This window comes from Actinomycetospora sp. CA-053990 (genome assembly GCF_050948445.1).
Taxonomy (GTDB): Bacteria; Actinomycetota; Actinomycetes; order Mycobacteriales; family Pseudonocardiaceae; genus Actinomycetospora; species Actinomycetospora callitridis.
In genome coordinates, this window is sequence record NZ_CP192043.1 from 4,734,908 (window position 1) to 4,756,924 (window position 22,017).

Annotated in this window: 23 protein-coding genes; 11 read left to right on the forward strand and 12 right to left on the reverse strand. The window is 74.6% G+C overall.

Annotated elements, in window-relative coordinates; all coding sequences use genetic code 11:
- Positions 1-72: 72 nt before the first annotated feature.
- Positions 73-1,158 carry a glycosyltransferase gene (locus ACQPYN_RS24250; protein ID WP_433028685.1) on the reverse strand — a complete coding sequence of 362 codons (1,086 nt, stop codon included), beginning with the start codon at positions 1,156-1,158 and terminating at the stop codon, positions 73-75.
- A 131-nt stretch (positions 1,159-1,289) separates the two neighbouring features.
- Between ACQPYN_RS24250 and ACQPYN_RS24255 the strand changes: the two genes are divergently transcribed.
- Together ACQPYN_RS24255 and ACQPYN_RS24260 are read left to right on the forward strand one after the other, a co-directional pair.
- Complete coding sequence (locus ACQPYN_RS24255; protein ID WP_433028687.1) at positions 1,290-1,895, forward strand: RNA polymerase sigma factor; 606 nt, start codon at positions 1,290-1,292, stop codon at positions 1,893-1,895.
- A 77-nt stretch (positions 1,896-1,972) separates the two neighbouring features.
- Entirely contained in the window at positions 1,973-3,010 is a 1,038-nt protein-coding gene (locus ACQPYN_RS24260; protein ID WP_433028689.1) for a hypothetical protein, read from the forward strand.
- Here ACQPYN_RS24260 and ACQPYN_RS24265 read toward each other — a convergent pair.
- The gene (locus ACQPYN_RS24265; RefSeq protein ID WP_433028691.1) at positions 2,985-3,977 is read right to left on the reverse strand and encodes an LLM class flavin-dependent oxidoreductase; all 993 of its coding nucleotides are present in this window, start codon (positions 3,975-3,977) and stop codon (positions 2,985-2,987) included. The two genes, ACQPYN_RS24260 and ACQPYN_RS24265, sit on opposite strands and share 26 nt — an antisense overlap.
- A 144-nt stretch (positions 3,978-4,121) precedes the next feature.
- Between ACQPYN_RS24265 and ACQPYN_RS24270 the strand changes: the two genes are divergently transcribed.
- Positions 4,122-5,702 carry a class I adenylate-forming enzyme family protein gene (locus ACQPYN_RS24270; RefSeq protein ID WP_433028693.1) on the forward strand — a complete coding sequence of 527 codons (1,581 nt, stop codon included), beginning with the start codon at positions 4,122-4,124 and terminating at the stop codon, positions 5,700-5,702.
- 92 nt (positions 5,703-5,794) lie between these two features.
- The gene (locus ACQPYN_RS24275) at positions 5,795-6,856 is read left to right on the forward strand and encodes an alcohol dehydrogenase catalytic domain-containing protein (RefSeq protein ID WP_433028695.1); all 1,062 of its coding nucleotides are present in this window, start codon (positions 5,795-5,797) and stop codon (positions 6,854-6,856) included.
- 15 nt (positions 6,857-6,871) lie between these two features.
- Here the strand turns inward: ACQPYN_RS24275 and ACQPYN_RS24280 are convergent, their stop codons facing one another.
- Complete coding sequence (locus ACQPYN_RS24280; protein ID WP_433028698.1) at positions 6,872-7,531, reverse strand: trimeric intracellular cation channel family protein; 660 nt, start codon at positions 7,529-7,531, stop codon at positions 6,872-6,874.
- Positions 7,532-7,805: 274 nt separating this feature from the next.
- Here ACQPYN_RS24280 and ACQPYN_RS24285 point away from each other — a divergent pair, with 274 nt between their 5' ends.
- Positions 7,806-9,011, forward strand: coding sequence for an acyl-CoA dehydrogenase family protein (locus tag ACQPYN_RS24285; protein ID WP_433028700.1), 1,206 nt, complete (start codon positions 7,806-7,808; stop codon positions 9,009-9,011).
- Positions 9,012-9,025: 14 nt separating this feature from the next.
- On the opposite strand, the gene ACQPYN_RS24290 is transcribed toward ACQPYN_RS24285, so the two are convergent.
- Genes ACQPYN_RS24290 through ACQPYN_RS24305 form a run of 4 tightly spaced genes read right to left on the reverse strand, consistent with a single transcriptional unit; the run spans position 9,026 to position 14,475 of the window.
- Positions 9,026-10,639, reverse strand: coding sequence for a thiamine pyrophosphate-binding protein (locus tag ACQPYN_RS24290; protein ID WP_433028702.1), 1,614 nt, complete (start codon positions 10,637-10,639; stop codon positions 9,026-9,028).
- Positions 10,636-11,409 (reverse strand): cyclase family protein, encoded by a 774-nt coding sequence (locus tag ACQPYN_RS24295; protein WP_433028704.1) that lies wholly within the window; start codon positions 11,407-11,409, stop codon positions 10,636-10,638. The genes ACQPYN_RS24290 and ACQPYN_RS24295 overlap by 4 nt, the downstream gene beginning before the upstream one ends.
- 24 nt (positions 11,410-11,433) lie before the next feature.
- Positions 11,434-13,611 carry a phosphatase domain-containing protein gene (locus ACQPYN_RS24300; RefSeq protein WP_433028706.1) on the reverse strand — a complete coding sequence of 726 codons (2,178 nt, stop codon included), beginning with the start codon at positions 13,609-13,611 and terminating at the stop codon, positions 11,434-11,436.
- Positions 13,612-13,653: 42 nt separating this feature from the next.
- A complete protein-coding gene (locus ACQPYN_RS24305; RefSeq protein WP_433028708.1) occupies positions 13,654-14,475 on the reverse strand; it encodes a class I SAM-dependent methyltransferase in 822 nt (273 codons plus the stop codon).
- Between the two features lie 118 nt (positions 14,476-14,593).
- On the opposite strand from ACQPYN_RS24305, the gene ACQPYN_RS24310 reads away from it, so the two are divergent.
- The 3 genes from ACQPYN_RS24310 to ACQPYN_RS24320 all read left to right on the forward strand — a co-directional run bounded on the left by ACQPYN_RS24310 (position 14,594) and on the right by ACQPYN_RS24320 (position 17,876).
- Positions 14,594-16,447: a serine/threonine-protein kinase gene (locus ACQPYN_RS24310; RefSeq protein ID WP_433028710.1), complete on the forward strand. Its 1,854-nt coding sequence runs from the start codon at positions 14,594-14,596 to the stop codon at positions 16,445-16,447.
- 61 nt (positions 16,448-16,508) lie between these two features.
- Positions 16,509-17,453, forward strand: coding sequence for a DMT family transporter (locus ACQPYN_RS24315; RefSeq protein ID WP_433028712.1), 945 nt, complete (start codon positions 16,509-16,511; stop codon positions 17,451-17,453).
- A 99-nt stretch (positions 17,454-17,552) separates the two neighbouring features.
- On the forward strand, positions 17,553-17,876 hold the full coding sequence (locus ACQPYN_RS24320) for a putative quinol monooxygenase (RefSeq protein WP_274198145.1): 324 nt from the start codon (positions 17,553-17,555) through the stop codon (positions 17,874-17,876).
- A gap of 34 nt (positions 17,877-17,910) precedes the next feature.
- Here the strand turns inward: ACQPYN_RS24320 and ACQPYN_RS24325 are convergent, their stop codons facing one another.
- Both ACQPYN_RS24325 and ACQPYN_RS24330 read right to left on the reverse strand, forming a co-directional pair.
- Positions 17,911-18,372: a hypothetical protein gene (locus ACQPYN_RS24325; protein ID WP_433028715.1), complete on the reverse strand. Its 462-nt coding sequence runs from the start codon at positions 18,370-18,372 to the stop codon at positions 17,911-17,913.
- A 6-nt stretch (positions 18,373-18,378) separates the two neighbouring features.
- Entirely contained in the window at positions 18,379-18,963 is a 585-nt protein-coding gene (locus ACQPYN_RS24330; protein ID WP_433028717.1) for a TMEM165/GDT1 family protein, read from the reverse strand.
- Between the two features lie 115 nt (positions 18,964-19,078).
- Between ACQPYN_RS24330 and ACQPYN_RS24335 the strand changes: the two genes are divergently transcribed.
- Together ACQPYN_RS24335 and ACQPYN_RS24340 are read left to right on the forward strand one after the other, a co-directional pair.
- Positions 19,079-19,672 (forward strand): NADPH-dependent FMN reductase, encoded by a 594-nt coding sequence (locus tag ACQPYN_RS24335; RefSeq protein ID WP_433028719.1) that lies wholly within the window; start codon positions 19,079-19,081, stop codon positions 19,670-19,672.
- A gap of 38 nt (positions 19,673-19,710) precedes the next feature.
- Entirely contained in the window at positions 19,711-19,932 is a 222-nt protein-coding gene (locus ACQPYN_RS24340; RefSeq protein ID WP_433028721.1) for a hypothetical protein, read from the forward strand.
- Position 19,933: 1 nt separating this feature from the next.
- On the opposite strand, the gene ACQPYN_RS24345 is transcribed toward ACQPYN_RS24340, so the two are convergent.
- Both ACQPYN_RS24345 and crcB read right to left on the reverse strand, forming a co-directional pair.
- On the reverse strand, positions 19,934-20,284 hold the full coding sequence (locus ACQPYN_RS24345; protein WP_433028723.1) for a fluoride efflux transporter FluC: 351 nt from the start codon (positions 20,282-20,284) through the stop codon (positions 19,934-19,936).
- Positions 20,281-20,688, reverse strand: coding sequence for a fluoride efflux transporter CrcB (gene crcB, locus ACQPYN_RS24350; RefSeq protein WP_433028725.1), 408 nt, complete (start codon positions 20,686-20,688; stop codon positions 20,281-20,283). The genes ACQPYN_RS24345 and crcB overlap by 4 nt, the downstream gene beginning before the upstream one ends.
- 54 nt (positions 20,689-20,742) lie before the next feature.
- On the opposite strand from crcB, the gene ACQPYN_RS24355 reads away from it, so the two are divergent.
- Entirely contained in the window at positions 20,743-21,135 is a 393-nt protein-coding gene (locus ACQPYN_RS24355; protein WP_433028727.1) for a hypothetical protein, read from the forward strand.
- On the opposite strand, the gene ACQPYN_RS24360 is transcribed toward ACQPYN_RS24355, so the two are convergent.
- The gene (locus ACQPYN_RS24360) at positions 21,116-21,952 is read right to left on the reverse strand and encodes a sulfite exporter TauE/SafE family protein (RefSeq protein WP_433028729.1); all 837 of its coding nucleotides are present in this window, start codon (positions 21,950-21,952) and stop codon (positions 21,116-21,118) included. The genes ACQPYN_RS24355 and ACQPYN_RS24360 overlap by 20 nt on opposite strands.
- Between the last annotated feature and the right edge of the window lie 65 nt (positions 21,953-22,017).

A 22,017-nucleotide genomic window follows, 5' to 3' on the forward strand; every position in this document is an offset into this window, starting at 1 on the left:
CCTGACGGTGAGCGCCGAGCCGACGATGGTCGTTCCGCCTGGTCCGGGCAAGGGTCCGGACGGCCGAGACGATCAGCGATCGGCCCGCGCGAGCCACCACGCCACGACATCTCTCTTGGTGTAGCCGACCGGTCGCCCGACGTCACCGGATCCGGGCTCGTCCGGTGATGCCATCGCCCGCCGGAGGCCGTCGGCGAGGCTCGCCGGGTCGCCCGGGACGGTCAGGGTGACCAGCGGGTGCCCGCGCAGGTCGTCCGCGAGGCCCGTCTCCGTCGTCGTCACCACGCGGCAGCCGTGCGTCAGCCCCTCCACCAGCGGCAGCCCGATCTGCTCGCGCCACCGCCGGAGCCGGACCGACGGCATGGCGACCACGGCGCTCGAGCGCAGGAGCTCGTGCACGACCTCCCGGGGCGGGGCACGCCGGATCGACACCCCGGCCGGCAGGTCCGGCTCGCCCTCCCCAGCGGGGTCGCACACCACCATCCGCCAGCCCTGCTCCACCGCGCCCGCGCGTTCCCAGGCCTCCATGAGCACGGGGAACCCCTTGCGCGCGCTGGGGGCACCGAGGACCAGGACGGTGCGGTCGCGGGGCGCCCCGGTCGGGGGCCCGCACACCCGGCAGGCGTCGAGCCGCGGCGTCAGGACGGTGTGGCGCGCGCGTCGCAGCGACCACCCGAACGCCCGCCGGTAGTTCTCGGACGCGCCGGTCGTCCCGAACACCACCGCGTCGAGCAGCAGGAGGGACAGGCCGAGACCGACGGTGGCGAGCCGCGTCGCCGCCGCGCCGAGCACGGGCCGGTCGTCGAGGGACGGGAAGCTCAGCCGCTCGCGCGCGTCGAGGTTCTCGATGGCGTAGGTCGCGACCCGCACGCGGCGCCGGCCCGGACGCACCGCGCGCAGCACCTTGAGCAGCAGGACGGAGCGCAGGGCCCGGACCCACTCCCCGACCCACAGCGGCTCCGCGACCTCGAGGAGCTCGAGGTCGGGGTCCTGCAGGGCCCGCAGCAGCGCCGGCCAGCTGAAGGGCCGGACGTCCGGGTGCGCCAGCAGGGCGGGGTCGGCGTCCCCGAGCTCCGAGGTCACGAGCAGCACCTGGCCAGCCGGCATCTCCTCCACCACCGAGCTCCGCAGGTTCGGGACGATCCGCAGCGTCTGCACCGCAGCTGGTACCCCGCCGGCGCCGGGCCAATCCGGCTGTCGGGCACCTCTCAGAGATCCATCGTGGGCAGTTGAATGGTGTACAACCGAACTGTCGGTCGGGGCTGGCACGGTGCGAGGAGGCACAGACGGTGGAGCGCGCTCGCCGACCCCGGGTGACCGTCGGGATCACGTCCGACGGCGACGTGCTCGCCGACGGATGGCTGGCCGAGAGGGCCCGCGGCGGTGATGTCGCCGCCTACGAGGTGCTCGTCCGGCGGCACCGCGACCGCATCCGCGGGATCGCGCTGCGGGTGCTCGGCAACACCGCCGACGCCGACGACGTCACCCAGGACGTCGTGATCGGGCTCTGGACCGCGCGATCGGGGTACGACGGCGCCGCCGCCTTCACCACCTGGCTGCACCGCGTCGTCGTCAACCGCTGCCTCAACCACCGCCGCGCCCAGCGCCCCACCGGCGAGCTGACCGAGATCCTGCACCCGGTCGCGCGGGGCCCCGAGGACTCCGTGGTGGCCGGCGAGCACGTCGCCGCGGGCCTGCGGGCGATCGCGGCGCTCCCCGACGAGCTGCGCGTGCCGCTGGTGCTGGTGCACCTCGAGGGCCTGAGCTACCGGCAGGCGGCGGCCGTCACCGGGCTGTCGGAGGCCACGCTGCGCGGGCGTCTCGCCCGCGCCCGCGCGCGGCTGACGGCCGAGATGACGCCGTGGGCCGTCGAGGAGCTCGCCGTCGCGGGGTGAGCTCCGGAGGGTCCGCCGTGGCCCCTCGCTGCGCTACCGTCGCCCCCTGCCCGGCCGCCGAGGACGGAGGCGGTTCTGTGTCGCCGACGGGATGGCTCGGGGAGCGCGGCGCCGTGCGGTGGCGGCGTGTGGCCGTGGCGGCCGTGCTGGCGGCCGGCCTGGTCGTCGAGGCCGTCCACCAGATCCGCGCCGGCGACCACGCGCCGGACCTCGCGATCATCGACGACTGGCTCCACGCCGGGCTCATCCTCGCCTCGAGCGCTGTCTGCGTGTGGGGCGCCCGCCGCCGGAAGACGAGCCCGTCCCGAGGCGCGTGGTGGTGCTTCGCCGCGGCGCTGCTGATCTTCGCCCTCGCGGAGCTCCTGTGGGGAGCGCTGTACGGCGACGGCGGCGACGTGCCCACCCCGAACCCCACCGACGTGCTCTATCTCGGGACCTACCCGCTCTTCATGGCGGGCCTCGTCCTGATGGTGCGGGCCCGGGTGGTCGACATCCCCTGGCACCGCTGGCTCGACGGGTTCGTCCTGGTGCTCCTCGTCGCCACCCCCGGCGTCCTGCTCGTGATCGTCCCGGTGCTGCAGAACGCCCCGATCGACCCGGCGGGGCAGGTCGTCGCCGTGGCCTATCCCCTCGGCGACGTGCTGCTCATCGGCGCCCTGCTCGGCACGCTCCCGCTGATGTCCTGGCACCTGTACGGCAGCTGGCCGTGGGTCGGCGCCGGGCTCGTGTGCCTGACCGTCGCCGACGCCGCCTACAGCCTCACCGCCGCCGACGTCGTCGCCCACCGCGGCCCCTACGACTTCCTCTGGAGCGCCGGCGCGCTCGCGTTCGCCGTCGGCGCCACCAGGCTGCCCGGCCACCCCCGACCGTCGCGGGAGATCACCGGCTGGCCCGCGATCGCCCTGCCGCTGTTCGCCCAGGCGGTCGCCGTCGCCACCCAGGTCTACGGGTGGTTCCGGCCGCTGCCGCCCGCCGAGCGGCTGCTGACCATCGCCGTGCTGGTCCTCGGGATCGCGCAGATCATCGTCTCGCGGCCCCGGCCGTCGGACGAGACGGACCAGCCGGCCGGGGCGGGGGCGGCGGGCGGCGCTACGCCGCCTCGACCTTCGGCATGATGTCGTTCTTGATGCGCTTGAGGTCGTCGAGCGTCTTCGCCACGGGCACGTCGGTGAAGGGCGGCCAGATCAGCGGCATCGTCAGACCGGCCTCCTTGTAGGCCTTGAGCCGGTCGGTGAGCTGCTTCTCGGTGCCCACCAGCAGGTTGGACGCGACGCCGTTGTCGCTCTGGTCGGTCTCCTCGTCGGTGATGACCGTCCAGATCATGCTGCAGATCTCGAGGTCCTTCGAGCGCTTCGGGCTCCCGATCTCCTCGAACTGCTGGTCGATGGCCGTGAGCCACTTCCCGAGGCTGTCCGGCGAGTCCTGGATGCCGATGAACCCGTCGAGGTCGTACTTCGAGATGCGCTTCGCCGCCCGCAGCGGGTCCTTGAGCCCGCTCATGAAGATCGGCGGGCGCGGCTGCTGCAGGGGCTTCGCGCCGAAGCCGCAGCGGTCGAAGTCGGCGAACTCGCCGTGGTACTCGAAGTGCTCGTTGGCCCAGATGCCCTGCAGCACCTCGATCGTCTCGCGGACGTGCTTGTGCCGCTTCGGGAAGATGTGCGCGGCGCTCGCGGCCGCGAACTCCTCGGGCATCCACCCGGCCCCGAGGCCGACGTTCAGGCGGCCTCCGGCGAGGTGGTCGATCGTCGCGAGCTCCGCGGCGAGCACCCCGGGCGCGCGGAACGGGGTGTCGATGATGCTCATCCCGATCCGCACCGTCGACGTCTTCGCCGCGAGCCACGGGATCAGCGGGAAGCCCTGGAAGAAGCCTCCCGTCGAGGCCACGGGGAGGGCGTTGGGGAGCCCGTCCATCATGCCGAACGAGTACTGGAGCTCCCCGCGGTCCGAGGCCTCCGGGACGACGATCCGGTCCAGGGTCCAGACGGAGTCGAACGCGAGCTCCTCGGCGAGGTCGGTCAGGTCCTCGAGCTCCTTGATGGTGACCTCGGTACGGAAGTTCGGCAGGTAGAGAGCGAGCTTCATCGGGGACGGTCTCCTTGCCCTCGGAGCGACGTGCGTCACAGCGGCCGACGATGACGCTCCCGCACCTCCTGATCCAGGGCAAGGGTTGCGTCCAACCGGAGCACCTCCCGCGACACCGGCCCTGCTGGCATGATCCGCACTCCGATGACCCTGACCTCCGACCATCCCGGGACCTCCCGCCGTCCCGGGACCTTCGCCGAGCTCTGGCTGCGCGCCGTCGACCGGTACGCCGACCGCCCGTTCCTCGTGTTCCGCAGCGAGGACGGCGAGATCGACACGTGGACCTACGACGAGTTCGACGGCCTCGTCCGCGACACCATGGCGCTGCTCGCGGCGCACGGCGTCGGCCGCGGGGACGCGGTGCACCTGTGCCTGCGCAACTGCCCCGGGTTCATCGCGCTCTGGCTCGCCACGACGGAGCTCGGCGCCTGGATGGTGCCCGTCGACCCGGCGTCGACGAGCCGGGACGTCGAGACCCAGCTCGCCCGCGTGACCCCGAAGATGGGCTTCTACGCGAGGTCGCGGAAGGACACCTACCTCGCCGGCGCGGAGGGTGCGGGCCTGCGGAGCATCGCCCTCGAGGAGACCGCCGCGGACGTGCGACCCGGCGGACGCCTGCGGGCCGGGGACGGCCGGACCGCCGAGGTGGAGGCCGTGGAGCCGGGCACCCGGCTCGCCGTCATGTTCACCTCGGGCACGACGTCGCAGCCCAAGGGCGTCGTGCTGACCCAGGCCAACTACCGCCACGTCGCCGCGGGCATGGCGGACGCCGCGGACCTCGGCGCCGACGACCGGTGGCTGGTCACCCTGCCGCTGTTCCACGCGAACGCGCAGTTCTACTGCTTCGCCCCGGCGATCGAGGTCGGCGCCTCCGTCGCCCTGACCGCGACCTTCTCGGCGAGCGGGTGGGTCGCCACGGCGACCGGGCTCGGCGCCACCCACGCCAGCCTGTTCGCCGCGCCCGTGCGCATGATCCTGGCGCGGACCCCCGAGGGCACCCCGCCCGCCGGGCTGCGCCACGTCTGGTTCGCCCAGAACCTGGGCCGGGACCACCACCGCGAGTTCTCCGAGCTCGTCGGCACCCTGCCGCGCCAGGTCTACGGGATGACCGAGACGACCACGGTCGTCACCGCCGACCGCGGCGATCCGCCGAGCCACGAGCTGATCGGGGAGCCGCTGCCCGGTCGCCGGGTCCGCCTCGTCGACCCGTCCACCCACGCCGATGTCGAGCCCGGCACGCCCGGGATGATCATCGTGGCGGGCGAGCGCGGCGTCGACCTGTTCGCGGAGTACCTCGACGACCCCGCGGTCACCGACCGCACGTTCACCACGGACGCCGACGGCGTCACCTGGCTGGTCACGGGCGACCTCGCCAGGGAGACCGAGACCGGCGCCCTGCGCTTCGTCGGACGCGCCGACGACGTCATCAAGGTGGCCGGGGAGAACGTCAGCCTCACCGAGGTCGAGGCGGTCCTCGCCCAGGCGCCGGGCGTGCTCGAGGTGGCGGTCGTCGCCCGCGCCGACGCGATGCGCGACCAGGTGCCCGTGGCCTACGTCGTCGCCCGCGACCCGGACCACGCCCCGACCGTCGACGAGCTCGCCACCTGGGCCGCCGGTCAGCTCACGCCGCAGGCCCGGCCGCGCGAGTGGCACCTCATCGACAGCCTCCCCCGCACCAGCGTCGGCAAGGTGCGCCGCTTCAAGATCGGTACCGACGACGCCTGAGCGGCGAATCTGCCGACGCCGGGCGTTTGTTGCTCATCCGGCGCGACCGTGGGTGTGATGTGGGCCTCACCATGACCCTCGGGAGGTCGTCGATGGCCGACACCATGAAGGCGCTCGCATTCCTCGGCATCGGGAAGGTCGGGCTCGTCGAGCGTCCGATCCCCACCGCCGGCCCCGGCGATGCGGTCGTCCGGACGACGAAGGCGCTGATCTGCACCTCCGACGTCCACACCGTCGCCGGCCTGCTGCCGGTCCCCGAGGGACGCCTGCTCGGGCACGAGAGCGTCGGCGTGGTCCACGAGATCGGCGAGGGCGTCACGTCGGTGCAGGTGGGCGACCGGGTCGCGGTCAACGCCGTCACCCCGGACGGCACGTGCGACAACTGCCAGGCCGGCTACACGTCGCAGTGCGGCGGCCCGCTCGGCGGCTACCGCTTCACCGTCCAGAAGGACGGCAACATGGCGGAGTACTTCCACGTCAACGACGCCGACTACAACCTCGCCCCGATCCCCGAGGGCCTCGCCGACGAGGTCGCGGTCTACGCCTGCGACATGCTCTCGACGGGACTCATCGGCTCCGAGAACGCCAACATCCCCGTCGGCGGCTCCGTGGCGATCTTCGCCCAGGGCGCGGTGGGTCTCTCCGCGACGCTCGGCGCCAAGCTCCGGGGTGCGGGGTTGGTGATCACCGTCGAGGGCCTGGCGAACCGGCAGGCGATGTCCCGGCAGTTCGGCGCCGACGTGGTGATCGACCCGGCGTCGGGCAACGTGGCCGAGCAGATCACCGAGATGACGAACGGCGGGGCGGACTCCACGGTGGAGGCGCTGGGCAACCAGGCCACCTTCGAGGGCGCGCTCTACGCGACGCGTCCCGGCGGGACGCTGTCGAACGTCGGGTACCACGGGGAGTCCGGCCCGACGGTCGTCATGCCGCTCGACGCGTGGGGTCTGGGCATGGCCGGCAAGAAGATCGTCACCGACCTCTGCCCCGGCGGCCGCCTGCGCATGGAGCGGCTGATGCGCCTGCTCTCCAACGGCAAGATCGACCCCACGCCGATGACGACCCACCAGATGGGCATCGACGACGTCGAGGAGGCCTTCGACATGATGACCCACAAGCGCGACGGGATCATCAAGCCGCTGATCACCTTCTGATCACCCCTCCCCCTCTCACCCCTCCGCCTCCCGGTCGGCCGGGCCACCGCCCGGCGGCCGGGGGGCGTTGAGGCGGAAGCCGACGCCCACCAGGCGGACGACGAGGGCCACGGCGGCGCCGACGAGCGTCCAGACCAGGCCGCCGACGCCCGCCCGCGCCGCCAGCACGACGACCGCGGCGCCCAGCATCGCCGGGATCGCGTAGAGCTCGCTGCTCAGCACGCTGGGGACGCGGCGCACGAGGACGTCGCGGATCGTGCCCCCGCCCGCCGCGGTGATCGTGCCGAGCAGGATCGCCTGCCCGGTCCCCGCGCCGTGGACGAGGGCCGTCGTCGCCCCCGTCACCGCGAAGAGGCTCAGCCCGAGCGCGTCGAAGACCGTGATCGGCAGGGTGAGGCGCTCGAGCTGCCCGGCCGCCGCGAACGCGACCAGCCCGCCGGCGGTGGCCACCGTGAGGTAGCGCCAGTCGCTGAACGTCGCCGGGGGCAGCGCGCCGAGCAGGACGTCGCGCAGGATGCCGCCGCCCAGGGCCGTGATCATCCCGAGCGTCACCACCCCCACGATGTCGAGCCGCGCGAAGCGGATCCCGGTGAACGCGCCGTTCAGGGCGAACGCGAACGTCCCGGCGAGGTCCAGGACGAGCGCCGTCGTGACGGCCGCGGGCGATCCGGTCATGTCCCCATCAACCCACGCCCGGCCGCTCCCGCGGCTCCGGGGTTCGCGGGACGGGCGAACTAGAGTCCCGTCCGTGATCGCAGCGGTTCGGCTGACGACGCGGGGGCACATCGACCTCGCGCGCGTGTCCTCCGCGCTCTGTCGTCCCTGACGCCGATCGCTCCCGGGCCTCCGCGCCCCTCGCTCTCCTCCCCCACGCCCCGTCGCGGCGATCTCGTGCGCCCTCCCGGGCGGACGACGCCGCGCGTCGGCGGCCGCCGTCGAAAGGACCCCGTTGAGCACCACGACCAGCACGGACGCCCCCGCCACCGACGAGCAGCTCGACGAGACCTTCGCCCCGGTGTTCGCCCGGATCGCCGAGGGCGCCGTGCAGCGCGAGCAGGACCGCTCGCTGGCCCGGGACGAGGTGGCCGCCCTCAACGAGGTGCGGTTCGGGGCGCTGCGCGTGCCGGTGGAGCTCGGCGGCTACGGAGCCTCGGTGCGCCAGCTGTTCCGGCAGCTGGTGAACCTGGCCGCGGCGGAGTCGAACCTGCCGCAGGCCCTGCGGGTGCACTGGTGGTTCGTCGAGGAGCAGCTCCTCGCCGAGCCCGGACCCGAGCAGGAGCGCTGGCTGCGGGCGGTCGCCGACGGCCGCCTCGTCGGCAACGCCATCAGCGAGCCGGGGGTCGGGGCCATCGACCGCTACCGCACGACGGTGACGCCGGACGGCGCGGACCTGCGCCTCAGCGGCACCAAGTACTACAGCACCGGCAGCCTCTACGCCGACCACATCGTCGTCGCCGCCGACCAGGACGGTGAGCGGGTCGCGGTGCTGGTCGACGCCGACGCCGAGGGCGTGACCCAGCACGACGACTGGGACGGCTTCGGCCAGCGCCTCACCGCCAGCGGCACCACCGAGTTCGACGGCGTGGCCGTGCCCGGCGACCGGGTGCTCGGCCCGGGGTACGGCACGCCCGGGCGCACCTACGGGACCGCCTACCTGCAGCTGGTGCAGCTCGCGGTGCTCGCCGGGATCGCCCAGCGCGCCACCGACGACGTCGCCGCGTGGGTGCGCGACCGCACCCGCACCTTCACCCACGCCGCGGCGGACCTCCCGCGGCACGACCCGCTGGTGCAGCAGGTGATCGGCCGGCTCTCCTCGGCCGCGTACTCGGCGCGCACGATCGTGCTCGACATCGCCGGGCAGCTCGAGCACATCCTCGCCACCGACAGCGCGGACGCCGACCTGCTCGACCGCGTCGAGTTCGACGTCGCCCGCGCCCAGGCCGCCGTCATCCCGTCGGTCCTCGACGCCACCACGCAGCTCTTCGAGGTCGGCGGGGCCTCGATCACGTCCGAGTCGTTGCGCCTGGACCGCCATTGGCGCAACGCACGCACGATCTCGGTGCACAACCCGCTGATCTACAAGCTCCAGACCGTCGGCGACCACGTCCTCAACGGCTCCGACCTGCCCTACGCGTGGAGCGCCGGGGCCCGCTGACCGGCCGTGCTCGCTCAGTGCCCCCGGAACGCCTCGGCCAGCCACCAGGACGGGCCGTCGGAGGTCACCTTCGCGTCGAGCAGCAGCGGGCGGTCGCGCGGGCCGTCGAGCCACTCCCCCACGATCGCGAGGTCCGCGCCCGACCGGACCACGGCCGCGTCGCACCCGTAACCGCGGGCGATCGCGGCGAGGTCGGTGTCGGGGAAGCGCACGGTCCCGTGGTCGGCGTCGGCGAAGTGGTGGAACTCGGCGCCGTACCCCGCGTCGTCGTACACCACCACGACCATCCCCAGCCCCAGCCGCACGGCCGTCTCGAGCTCGGCGATCCCCATGAGGAAGCCGCCGTCGCCGCACGCCGCGACGGCGAGGCGGTCCGGACGGGCCAGCGCGGCCCCGAGACCGGTGGCGAGGCCGAGCCCGATCGACTGGAAGGCCTGGGTGAAGCAGAAGCCGGCCGCGTCGGGGACGGCGAGGTAGCCGGCCGGGTAACCCATGAAGTTGCCGGAGTCCACGGCGACGGTCCGCTCGGCGGGCAGCAGCGCGTCGAGCGCGGCCGACAGGGTGCGCGGGTCGATGCGGTCCGACCCCGCGACGTCCGCTGGCGCCGCGTGCCGGCCGTCGGTGCGCAGGCGGCTCGCGACGGCGTCGGTGCGGTAGCCGACCGACTCGCCGACGTTCTCCCGCACGTCGCGGGCCGTCGCGGCGACGTCGCCGAGCACGCCCAGGTCGACCGGACGCTGGGCGCCGAGCGCGTCGGCCGTGTCGTCGACCTGCACCAGCGTCGCGTCGCCGAGCAGTGCCCCGTGCCGGGTGGTCCACATCGTCAGCGAGGCGCCCCAGGCGACGACGAGGTCGGCGCCGGTGATCAGCTCGGCGGCCAGTGGGGTGGAGAAGCCCCCGGAGATGCCGAGCGACCACGGACGGCCGGCGAAGAGCCCGTGCGCCACCGCGGACGTCGCGAGCAGCGCACCGCAGGCGTCGGCGAGCGTCTCGAGCTCCGCACGGGCGTGCCGTGCGCCGCGCCCGGCGATGAACACCGGGCGCTGCGCGCCGTCGAGCAGCGCGGCGAGCGCGGCCACCGCGCCGGGGTCGGGGCGGGGCGCGCGCCAGGTGGTCCGCGCCGGGGCGGGCGCCGGGTCCGCGGGCGCGGCCTGCACGTCGAGGGGCAGGTTGAGCACGACGGTCCGGCGCTGGTCACGGCAGGTGCCGTAGGCGCGGACGACATCCGCGGCCGCCGAGGCCGGCGAGTGCACCCGCTCCGCGACGGCGCCGACGGAGCGCGCCACGGCGTCCTGGTCGATCCGGAAGTTCGACCGCACGGCCGCTCCGGCGGTCTCGGCGGCGAGCACCAGCAGCGGGGTGCGGCTCTTCGCCGCCTCGGCGATGCCGGTCAGCGCGTTGGTCAGCCCGCAGCCCTGGTGCAGGGTGACGACGGCGACCTCTCCCGAGGTCCGGGCGTACGCGTCGGCCATCGTCGCCGCGCCGCCCTCGTGGCGGGCGGCGACGTACGGGACGCCTGCCGCGCGCAGCGCGTTGGTGACGTGGAAGTTGCCGCTGCCGACGACGCCGAACGCGTGCCCGACGCCCAGCTCCGCCAGGAGCGTGCCGACCCGGTCGGCGACCGTCACGTCTCCACCAGCGCCAGCACGCGCGTCGGACTCCCCGACCCGCCGACGATCGGCAGCGGGCACACCACCAGCACGGCGCCGGTGGCGGGGAGCCGGCCGAGGTTGCGCAGGCTCGTCAGGCCCCACTTGTGCGCACCCATGAGGAAGTGGTGGCACGCGAACGGCGGGTCGAAGCCGCCCGCGGCGCCGGCGTCGGTGCCGACGGTCTCGACGCCGAACCCCGCCAGCGGCGAGGACTGCGCGATCCAGCGCGCGCACTCGGCCGACACCCCCGGGGTGTGCGGGCCGGCCTCGTCGGCGTTCATGAACGCGTCCTGCGTCCCGCCGCGGGCCTCCCACCCGGTGCGGTAGAGCAGCCACCCGCCCTCGGGCAGCGGGCCGTGCTCGGCCTGCCAGGCCTCGATGTGGGCGACCTCGAGCAGGAAGTCGGGGTCGCCCTCGACCTCGCGGCTCATGTCGATCACGACGACCGGCGCGACGAGCAGCCCCATCGGCGCCTGCGAGACGTCGACGCCGTCCCGGCCGGTCACCCAGTGGTTCGGGGCGTCGAGGTGGGTGCCGGTGTGCTCGCCGGTGTGGATGTCGTTCCAGTACCAGGCGGGGCCGCGGTCGTCGTAGCGGGAGAGCTCCTCGAGCCGGAACCGCGAGGTGTTCGCGAACGGCGCGGGCAGCTCGAGGATCGGCGTCGACTCCTGCAGCGGCGTCGTCAGGTCGATGACCTCGACGCTCCCGGAGCGGGTCGCGGTCACCAGGGCGGACAGGACGGACACGGGGTCTCCTCGGTGGGGCGTGACTCAGTAGATGCGGCGCAGGCGCGCCGCCAGCGGGCGCCCGTCGGGATCCAGCACCCTGCGGTACGCGGGGCCCGTGATCCAGCGCTGCCGCCAGGTCTGGTCGACCTGCTCGTGCCCGGGGGCGTGGCGACGGAGGCGCCCGGGCGGACGCGCACCGGGCGCCCCGTCCGCGTGCCAGGCGTCGAGCGCGGCGGCCCGATCCCGCACGGTACGCGCGGCAGCGTCGGGATCGAGCAGGGCCGCGTCGTCCACCTCGAGGTGCTCGCGCATCAGCTCGAGGCGCAGCCGGCGGGCGAAGCCCCGGGCTCCGTCGCCCAGGCCCCCCGGGTCCGCGGGGGCACGCCCGTCGCGCTCGGAGTCGAGGATCGCGGCCGCCAGCTCGGAGTCGTGGGTCCAGGACCGGGTGTTGAAGTTGTTGCTCCCGACCGTGGCCCAGACGTCGTCGACGACGCAGATCTTCGCGTGCACGTAGACCGGGCGCGCCTCGTCGTTCTCGACGTCGAGGATCTGCACGCGGTCGCCGCCGGCCTCGTGGACCATCGCGATCGCCTCACGCTGCCCGACCGACGCCGGGGTCGGGCCGTCGTCGCGGTCGGGACGCGGGACGACGGCGATCAGGTGCAGCTGCGGGGCACGGCGCAGTGCGGCGGCGAACACGCGCGCGACGTCGGCGGACCACAGGTACTGGTCCTCGACGTAGACCAGCCGCTGCGCCCGGCCCAGCACCTTGATGAACGCACGGGCGAGGCTGCGCTCGCCCCCCGGGGCGAACGGGTGCGCGGGCCGCCGCTGCGGATAGGTGCGCAGGATCTGGATCGCGCACCCTCCGACCCGCGGCGGGTCCGGTGCCGGGTCCGGGAGCGACGATCCCCGCCGCGGCAGGCCGTGGAGGAGGTCGGGGACGACGTGCCAGGGCAGCCGGGCCAGCGGCGCCGGGTCGTCCCACCGCTCGGCGATGACGTCGTGCAGGTCCCGGACGACCGGTCCGCGCAGCTCGACCTGGGCGTCGTGGCGGGGGCTGCGGGTGTACTCGTCGCCGGACGCCGCCGACTGCGGATCGCCCCGGTGGACGATGTCGTCGCGGGCGCCGAGGACGAGGTCGATGCCGCCGACGTAGGCGACGTCGTCGTCCGGGTCGCGGTGCCGGAGGACGACGATCTTCTGGTGGTGGCTGCCCAGCGGGCGGATCCGCTGGTCGAGCAGCACCTCGCCGCCCGCGGCGAGGACCGCCGCCGCGAGCCGGCGGTTCTGCGCGACGTGGTAGCCGAACACCTCGAGGTGCGAGCGCCACAGCAGCCCGCGCACCAGGGCCCCGCGGCGCGCCGCACCCGTGAGGACCTCGGCGACCGTCGGTCCGCCGTCGCCGAGCTGCTGGTCGCCGTCGCCCCGCCAGCCGGCGAACAGCACCAGGTCGCCGTCGCCGGTCGCCGCCACGCGCTCGGTGAGCGCGCGGTAGTAGGCGCTCCCGTGCACCCGCAGGTGCACGGCGTTGCCCTCGGTCCACGCCCGCAGCCGGGTCGCCGGGTTGTCGCGCTCGGCGCGCGTGAGGAACCAGTCCTCGATCCGCGGCGCGCCGCGCCGTGGCCCGATCCCCAGCACCTCGCACAGCCCGGGCAGCAGCTCCTCGCCGTTCGGGGCCTCCACGACCGGCGGGCTGCCCTCGTCGCCGGCGGACGTCCGGTCGTCCCCGACGTCGACGAGCCGGCGCAGCGCGATGACCGCGACCCGCCCCGGGTGGTCGCGGGCGAAGTCCGCGAAGAGCTGGGGGTCGTGGCCTGCGTCGTCGCCCACGAGCACGAAGGTGGTGTCCGGGTGCCGGGCCACCAGCCGCTCGAGCACGGCGCGCTTGCTCTCCAGGCCCGCGCCGAAGAACCAGCCCGTGAAGATGCCGCGCCCGGCCATCAGCACCGTGCCCGGCGGGTAGTGGTCGTGGCGCAGGATCCGCCGCAGCGGGCGGGCGAGCCGGATCGGCAGGGCCGTCAGGAAGAACACGGAACCCCCGACCCCGCCCTCGACCAGCGTCCGCAGCACCCGCTGCATGCCGAGCTGCGACCGGCGGTCCTGCGGGCCCCGGGTCGCCAGCGCGCGCAGCCGGCCCCACTGCCGGCGCAGCGGCGCGATCCGCAGGATGGCGTCGATGTCGTAGACCACGGCGTAGGTCGGCTGCCCGGTGGTCACCGTGCGCATCGTCGCGGGCGGGCGGGCCGAGGACAAGCGTTGTCAGGCCGTCGCCGTGATCAGCCAGCAGGCGGCGGTGAAGGCCACCTCGTCCTCCCGGACGAACGGGGCGAGGGCCGGGCGGACGCGGTCGGCGACGCGGGCCCTGGTCGCGTCCTCCCGCCCGGCGAGCGCGCGGCCGACCGGGCCCATCAGGGTCAGGTAGGCCTCCAGCTCGCTCGCGGGGAAGGTGCACTCGCGGTCGACCGGCTCGACGGTGACCTCGCCCCACCCGGCGCCGCGGAGCATCGTCGCCGTGCGCTCGCCGTCGGCGAGGCCGAACTGGCCCGGGACCCCGGGCACGGCCGGGGGCACGTCGAGCAGGCCGGCGGCCGCCTCCGGCGCCGCGGTCATGAAGGGGTTCTCCCCGGGGTCGCGCCAGACGATCGCGCGCAGCGCGCCGCCGGGGGAGGCCGCCAAGCGGAGGTTGGCGAACGCCGCCGGCGGGTCGTCGAAGAACATCACCCCGAACCGGGAGGCGACCACCCGCGGCCCGGGACCGAAGTCGTGGCGCTGCGCGTCGGCGGCGACGAAGGGCACGTCCAGGCCCGCGTGCGACACCCGCTCGCGGGCGGCGGCCAGCATGGGCTCGGAGACGTCCACCCCCGTCACCGCCGTGCCCGGGCCGAGCCGTCGCGCGAGGGCGAGGGTCGTGGCCCCGGTGCCGCACCCGACGTCGAGCACCGAGGGGAGGCCGGGCGCGGCGTCGGCGACGCGGTCGACCAGGAGCTCCTCCAGCGGGACGTACATGGCGTCCAGGACGTGCTGCATCCGCACCCACGCCCCGCCGCCGGGTCCGTTCCACTGCGCCGCCTGCTCCGTCACCGTCCGCCCGCCTCTCGTCGCCGTGCCCCGTGACCATGCCGCGACGGCGCGGTCGGCGCACCTGGTCCCCCGCCCCGGCGGCTGGTCCGGGCCCGCGCGCTGGTGGACGCTGGGGTGCGTGGGCACGGAGCTGGGTCCCTATCGCCTGGGCCCGGTGCTGGGCAGGGGCGGGATGGGCGAGGTGTACCGGGCGTGGGACACGCGCCGCGGGCGCTGGGTCGCGCTCAAGCTGCTCCACCCCGGGTTCGGCGCCGATCCGGCCTACCGGCGCCGGTTCCGGCGCGAGGCGGAGGCCGCGGCGGACCTGCGCGAGCCGCACGTGGTGCCGGTGCACGACTTCGGCGAGATCGACGGCCAGCTGTTCCTCGACATGCGCCTCATCGACGGCACGGATCTCGGCACCGTCCTGGTCGAGGGCCCGCTCGCTCCCCCGCGCGCGGTCGACCTGATCACGCAGGTCGCCGCCGCGCTCGACGCCGCCCACGCCGCCGGTCTGGTCCACCGCGACGTCAAGCCGTCGAACGTGCTGGTGGGGCCGGGCGACTTCGCCCACCTGGCCGACTTCGGCATCGCCCGCTCCACCGGATCGGAGACCGCCGAGGGCTCGGTGATCGGGACCATGGCCTACATGGCCCCGGAGCGGCTGCGGGCCGAGCCCGCGGACGCACGCTCCGACGTGTACTCCCTGGCCTGCCTGCTGCACGAGTGCCTCACCGGCTCGCCGCCCTTCGTCGCCGAGGACCCGTCCGCGCTCGTCGACGCCCACCTGCGCCTGCCCCCGCCCGCCCTCACCGACGACACGATCCCGCCGGCGCTGCGCCGCGTCATCGCCCGCGGCATGGCGAAGGAGCCCGGGGACCGGCCCGCGGGCGCCGGGGCGTTCGCCGCGGAGGCGAGGGCGGCCCTGCACACGCGGGCGACCGCGCGCCTCACCCGGCTCGTCCCGTCCAACCGGCTCGTCCGGGGCTGGCGTCGCTGGTCGCCGCCCCTCCCCGGCCGGTGGGCCCGCCGGATCCTCGGCGTCGCGCTCGCGGTCCTGCTCCTCGTCGTGGGGATCGCCGCGGTGCGCCGCTATGTCGGCGAGGGGATCTCCGTCGGGTACAGCCCGGTCGCGGTGGCCTTCTCCGCCGACGGCGCGGACGCCTTCATCGCCAACGCGGGCGACCGGTTCGTCTCGGTGTACGACACCGGCCGGCGGGTCCGCGTGGGCGAGATCCTCCTCGAGGGCGAGACCGTGGGCGCCGTCGCCGACCCCGCGGGCGAGCAGCTGTTCGTCACCACCACCCGCCGCGACCGGCACGCCCTGTCCGTGATCGACATGCGCACCTCCGCCGTCGTCGCGGGCGTCGCCCTCCCCCGGGCCCCGGTCGCCGTGCCGGTGGTGGACGCCCGCCGCACGACGGCCTTCGTCCCGACGCCCCGGGGCATCGACGTCGTCGACCTGCGGGGACGGGGTGTCGTGGGCACCCTCAACCGCACGGCCACCGGGCTCGCGCCGAGCGCGGACGGCACCCGCCTGCTCACCGTCGACGACCGCCGCTCGACCGCCGAGGTCGTCGACGTCGCCAGCCGCTCGACGGTGACGTCGATCCCCCTCGAGGCGCCGGCACGCAGCGCGGTCGCGTCGCCCGACGGCACGAGGGTCTACCTCGGCAGCGCGGATCCGCGGCACGCCCTGACCGTCGTCGACCCCGTCGCGGGGGCCGTCGTCGACTCCGTGGCGCTGCCCGGTCCCGTCTCGGCGCTGACCATCTCCCGCGACGGCCGCCGGGCGTTCCTCGCCCTGGCCACCGCCGACCGGCCGGTGCTCGCCGCCGTCGACACCGACGACCTCCGGCCCCAGGTCGGCTGGTTCATGGAGGAGTTCACCGGCCGGGTCGCGCTCGCCGCCTCCCCGGACCGCCGGGAGGTCTACATCGTCAACACCGACCTGGGGACGCTGACGATCGACGACGTCACCCGCCGGCCGTGAGGGCCAGGGGGTGACGCACGACTGTTTGCGTTGTCGTTAGCGGTGCTATGGACTGGCGGTCATGCTCCGTGACGCCGACGCCGCGGTGGCGCCACCGAGCGACACCAGCACGGAACCTCCCCTCCGCTGGCTGGTCCCGGTGCTCAGCGTGCTGTTCGTGCCGATCTACGCGTCCGGGTTCCTCGCCGGGAAGATCGCCACCGCGCACATGGCGGTGCCGACGGTGCTGCTGTGGCGCTTCCTCATCGCGCTGGCCGTGGTGCTCGTCGCCGTCGTCGTGATGCGGCCCGCGATGCCGCGCGGCCGGGCGTGGGTGCACCTCGTGGTGACCGCCCTGCTGCTGCAGGTCGGCCAGTTCAGCTTCGTCTACACCGGCCTGGCGGAGGGCGTCCCGGCCGGCGTCTCCAGCCTCATCCTCGGGATGGCGCCCCTGCTGGTCGGGCTGCTGACGCCGCTGGTGCTCGCCACGCGCCTGGGGGCCGCGCCCGTCGTCGGCCTGCTGATCGGGGCCTGCGGGGTCTACATCGTCCTGTCCGACCAGCTCGGCGGGTCGCTCGGCTCGGCGGTCGTGCTCCCGGTGCTCGGGATGCTCTCGATGGCCGCCGGCACGCTCTACCAGAAGCGGTTCAACGACGACACGCCCGTCGCCACGAGCGTCGCGGTGCAGATGGCGGCGTCGCTGGTCGTGACCGTCGCCGCGATGCCCTTCCTCGGCGTGGGGTGGCTGCCCACCGACGCGGCCGGGTGGTGGGTGTCGCTGTGGCTCGGCGTCGTGAACTCGGCCGGCGCGTTCGCACTCATGTTCGTGCTGCTGCAGTGGCGCTCGACGGTGCACGTGAGCGCCCTGCTCAACCTCGTGCCGGCGACGGTCGCGCTCGCCGCCGTGCCGATCGTGGGCGAGCCCCTCACCGTCAACGCCGTCATCGGCCTCGCCGTGGCCCTCGTCGGCATGTACGTGGGCCTCGGGCTCCTCGGCCGGCGGCGCCGAGCCCCGTCCCCGCCCTGAGGGGGGCGTGCACATCCTGAGCCGATGTTGACGGTCGTCGCGCCACCTCACGACGATGCGCGGAGGCGATGACCCGCCGACGACTCGAAGGAGCCCGCCGTGATCGTGATCAACATCGTCATGCCGATCCGTCCCGAGAAGACGGACGAGTGGCTGGCCCTCGCCGACTCCTACGCCAAGGACGTCAACTCCGAGGAGGGCTGCCTGTTCTTCAAGTTCTCCCGCAGCCTCACCGACGAGAACGAGTACGTCTGCATCGAGGGCTTCCGCGACGCCGACGCCGGCGCGACCCACGTCCAGCAGCCCTACGTGAAGCAGTTCTTCGACGCCGCGCCCGACCTCGTGTCGGCGCAGCCGCAGATCCTCTACATCGACACGCCCCACGACGGCTTCGGCCCGATGGGCGAGATCCAGCCCCGCTGACCGTGCAGGGTCCGCAGGGTCTCCGCCGGCGGGCCTAACCGTCGTCGAACGGCCCGGACGCCGGGCCCACCTGGCCGATCGGGGCCGCGGGCGTGTGGCCGTGGCGTCCGTCGTGGCCCTGGAACACCAGGACCAGGCCGAGGACGCCGGCCGCGATCGCGAGGACCGCCCCCACGCGGTCCTTCGCCGACGTCGCGACCGGGACGATCAGCGGGCCGTCATGCGCGTGGCCCCGCTCCGCCCGGAGCCAGGCGGCGAGGCGGGACGGCTGGGTGGACCAGGGCATGGGGTCCGCCCCGTCGACCCGTATCCCGGCCCGGCGGGCGTTGCTCGTCCGACGCTCGACGACGGCGGCGACCGCGTAGGCGACGGCCAGCGGGAAGAGCGCCACGGTCAGCAGGTCGAGCGGGGCGGCGACCACCCGGACCAGCCCCGCGAGCAGGCAGGCGGCCGAGATGGCGACGCCGCCCTTCCAGCTCCTCAACCAGGTGAGCACGCCGGATCACCCCCAGATCGCGTCGATCGCGGTCCACACCGCGAGCCCGACCATGATCGCGGCCGCCACCCGCGTCACCCACTTCACCGGGATGTAGCGGCGGACGCGGTCGCCGCCCCAGACCGCGAGCGCGGAGACGACCCAGAGCCCGAGCAGGGCGCCGATGCCGACGGCGACCGGGTCGCCGTACCGCGCGACCAGCGACGCGGCGACGATCTGCGACGGGTCGGCGAACTCCGAGAGCACGGTGATCCCGAACGCGGTCGCGACCACGCTCCACGCCGTCCGGGGTGTCTCCTTCAGCGTGATCTCGTCGTCGTCATCGTCGTCCTCCTCGCCCTCGCGCCAGATCAGGAACGCCCCGACGAGGAAGATCAGGGCGAGGACGGCCTCGAGGGGCCGTTCGGGCAGCAGCGCCAGGAGGCTGCCGGCCGCGATCGCGACCCCGACGTGCACGAGCATCCCGGCACAGACGCCGACGAGCACCCACCGCGCCGGGAGGCGGCTGGCGAGCACGAGGGTGACCAGTCCGCTGGTGTCCGCCACCTCCGCCAGGAACACGAGCCCGAAGGTGATGGCTGCCACAGACACGGGGGGATCATCCAGTCACGCGCGTCCCACCACAACCGCCGCGGACGAGACGGAGGGCGCAGAATGGTTGTAGCGACAACCACTTCTCTCGCTCGACGCCCCACGAAGGAGCCCGATGACGGACGCCGGTCCCCGCCCCCTGCTGCAGATCATCGTCGCGAGCACCCGCCCCGGGCGGGTCGGTGAGCCGATCGCGCAGTGGTTCGCGTCGTACGCACGGCAGTACGAGGGGTTCGACGTCGAGACCGTCGACCTCGCCGACGTCGACCTGCCGATGTTCGCCGAGCCGGAGCACCCGCGGTTCGCGCGCTACACGCTCGACTCGACGAAGGCGTTCAGCGCCACGATCGCCCGCGCCGACGCCTTCGCGATCGTCCACCCCGAGTACAACCACAGCTACAACGCCGCGCTGAAGAACGCGCTCGACCACCTCAACCAGGAGTGGGCGGGCAAGCCGGTCGCGCTGCTCGGCTACGGCGGCGTGGCCGCGGGTGCGCGGGCCACCGAGGCGCTCTGGCCGGTGCTGGTCGCCCTGCGCATGGTGCCGGTGGCGGCCACCGTGCCGATCCCGTTCGCCAGCAAGTTCGTCTCCGGCGAGGGCGACGCGCGGACCTTCACCCCGCCCGAGGAGACCGAGGCCGGCGCCAAGGCGGCCCTCGACGGCCTCGCCGGGTGGATCGAGACCCTGGGGCTGCGCGGCACGCGCTGACCCGCACTCGCCGATACGATGGCGACCACTCGGGCAGCGTGGCTCGTCCGGGTGAGCACGTGCTGCCCGTCGGCCATGAGCTCGGCGACCGAGGGCGCCCGCGACGGGAGATGGCCGCCGACGCCGCGCGGGTGCGCGAGGGCCGGCCGACGATCCTGACGTCGGTGCGCACCGCTCCGGCCGTCACCGAGATCGCGGGCTGGGTCCGTGACGAGGTGGCCCGGCACGCGCTCGTGGCACACCCGGCGCACCGCGAGTAGCTCAGAGCGCCAGCCCCAGGCCCGCGGCGCCGAGCCCGGCGAGCACCGAGGCGACGACGTTGAACACCGCCGAGCTCCAGGCGCCCTGCTCGGCGAGGCGGACGGTCTCGTACCCGAGCGTGGACCACGTGCTCAGGGCCCCGCAGAACCCGGTGCCGACCAGCGCCGCCACCGCGGGCGGGCTGCCCCCGGCCACCAGCCCGAGGACGAACGAGGCGACGACGTTCACCGTGAACGTCCCCCACGGGAAGCCGGTGCCGTGGGTGGACTGCAGCCACCGGTCGGTGAGGTAGCGGGCCGGGGCGCCGACGGCGGCGCCGAGGACGACCAGCAGGCCGGCGGTGGCGGTCACGGGCGGGCCGCCAGGCCGACGGCGCGGCGGGTGACCATCAGGCCGAGCACGACCGCCACCAGGGCGGCGACGACGGTCAGGGCGAGGTAGAGCGCGGCCACCCCGAGGTGGGCGCCGTCCACGAGCTGCTGGGCCTCGACGGCGTAGCTGGAGAACGTCGTGAACCCGCCGAGGACGCCGACGCCGAGGAACGGCCGCACCATCGGGTGGGACTCGCGGGCCTCGGTCACGAGGACCACCAGCACGCCCATGAGCAGGCACCCGGAGACGTTGATCGCGAACGTCGTCGCCGGGAAGCCACCGGGCGGGGCGGGCCACACGGACTCGAGCACCCACCGGGCCAGGGCACCGAGCGCGCCGCCCCCCGCGACAGCGCCGGTGATCGCCGCCTGGCTGCGCAGCACGTCGTCTTCCCCCCGTCGTCGAACCCCGTACCGGCCGGTGTCTAGTTTCGTCCGGTGCCGCCCAACATGGCGATCCTGGTGCACGGGACGGTCGCCGTCCTCGGATCGGCCGCCGCCCTCGCCGCGCTGGCCGGTGCCGCGACGGCGAGCCCGCTGATGGCGCTCAACGCCGTCGGGTTCGTCGGTGCCGGCGCGCTGTCGTCCGCCGCGGTCTTCTACTCGGTGGCGCTGCTGCGGATCGGGCTGCACAGCGCCCGCAAGGCGGCGACGACCCTGGTCGCGGTGCTCGCGGGATCCGCGGGGTTCATGACCCTCGTCCTCGTGCTGCTCCTCACCGAGGCGAGGTTCCGCGACGAGGCGTCACGCTTCGGGCTCCACTCGGTGGCGGGCATCGGCGTGCTGCTCGTGCTGGCCGCGGCCCTCGCGGTCAGCTGGCACGAGCGGTAGCCGGGCGGCGGATCAGGGCCACGGTCTCGCGGACCGCCAGGAGCAGCGCGACGGTCGCGAAGACCAGACCGAGCACCACCGTGTCCAGCGCCAGGCCCAGCAGCGCTCCGGCGACGACCCCGGGCGCCGACGTCAGCCCCAGCAGCCAGCCCCAGCGGGCGGACGCCGTGCCCTGGCGGATGTGCACCCAGGACCCGACGATCGAGTTGGGGATGAACATCAGCAACGACGTCCCGGCGGCGACGTGCAGCTCGACCCCGAACAGCAGCACCATCGCCGGGACGGCGAGCAGCCCACCGCCGAGGCCCATCGCCCCCGACCAGGCGCCGATCACGGTCCCGACGACGACGGTCGCCGGGACGACGAACCACAGGTCGGCGAGCAGACCGGCCGGCAGGAGGGCGTGGGTCAGCAGCGGCAGCCCGAGCGCGTCGACCGAGAACTTGGCGGCGGTCAGCACCAGGATCACGATCAGCAGGACCCGCAGCAGCCGCTCGGACGCGCGGGCCAGGAGGCGGGGCCCGATGAGGCCGCCGAGGGTGCCGCCGACCATCATCCCGGTGCCGACCCGCAGGTCGACCGCGCCGCCGCCGAGCGCGTAGGCGGCCGAGCCGGCCACGCAGATGCCGATGTTCGCGATCGTCGACGTGCCGTGCACGCGGGCCCGGGACATCGCCGTGAAGCGGTCGAGCCCCGCGACGAACAGCACCCCGCCGCCGCCCCCGATCAGGCCACCGACGGCCCCGCCGACCACCCCGATGGCCGCGATCCCGCCGCGGGAGCCGCCCTCGGTCGGCTCGTCCCGCCGCGTCCGCACGGGGTCACTGTCGTCGATGGCGGTCGTCGGGGCCAGCTCACCGTCCAGCTCACCGTCCAGCTCAC

Coding starts and splice junctions, on each gene's coding strand:
- ACQPYN_RS24280 (WP_433028698.1), bottom strand. CDS start 7,531: ATGACCGGATCGCCCGCGGCCGTCACGACGGCGCTCGTCCTGGACCTC.
- ACQPYN_RS24265 (WP_433028691.1), bottom strand. CDS start 3,977: ATGAAGCTCGCTCTCTACCTGCCGAACTTCCGTACCGAGGTCACCATC.
- ACQPYN_RS24270 (WP_433028693.1), top strand. CDS start 4,122: ATGACCCTGACCTCCGACCATCCCGGGACCTCCCGCCGTCCCGGGACC.
- ACQPYN_RS24315 (WP_433028712.1), top strand. CDS start 16,509: ATGCTCCGTGACGCCGACGCCGCGGTGGCGCCACCGAGCGACACCAGC.
- ACQPYN_RS24335 (WP_433028719.1), top strand. CDS start 19,079: ATGACGGACGCCGGTCCCCGCCCCCTGCTGCAGATCATCGTCGCGAGC.
- ACQPYN_RS24275 (WP_433028695.1), top strand. CDS start 5,795: ATGGCCGACACCATGAAGGCGCTCGCATTCCTCGGCATCGGGAAGGTC.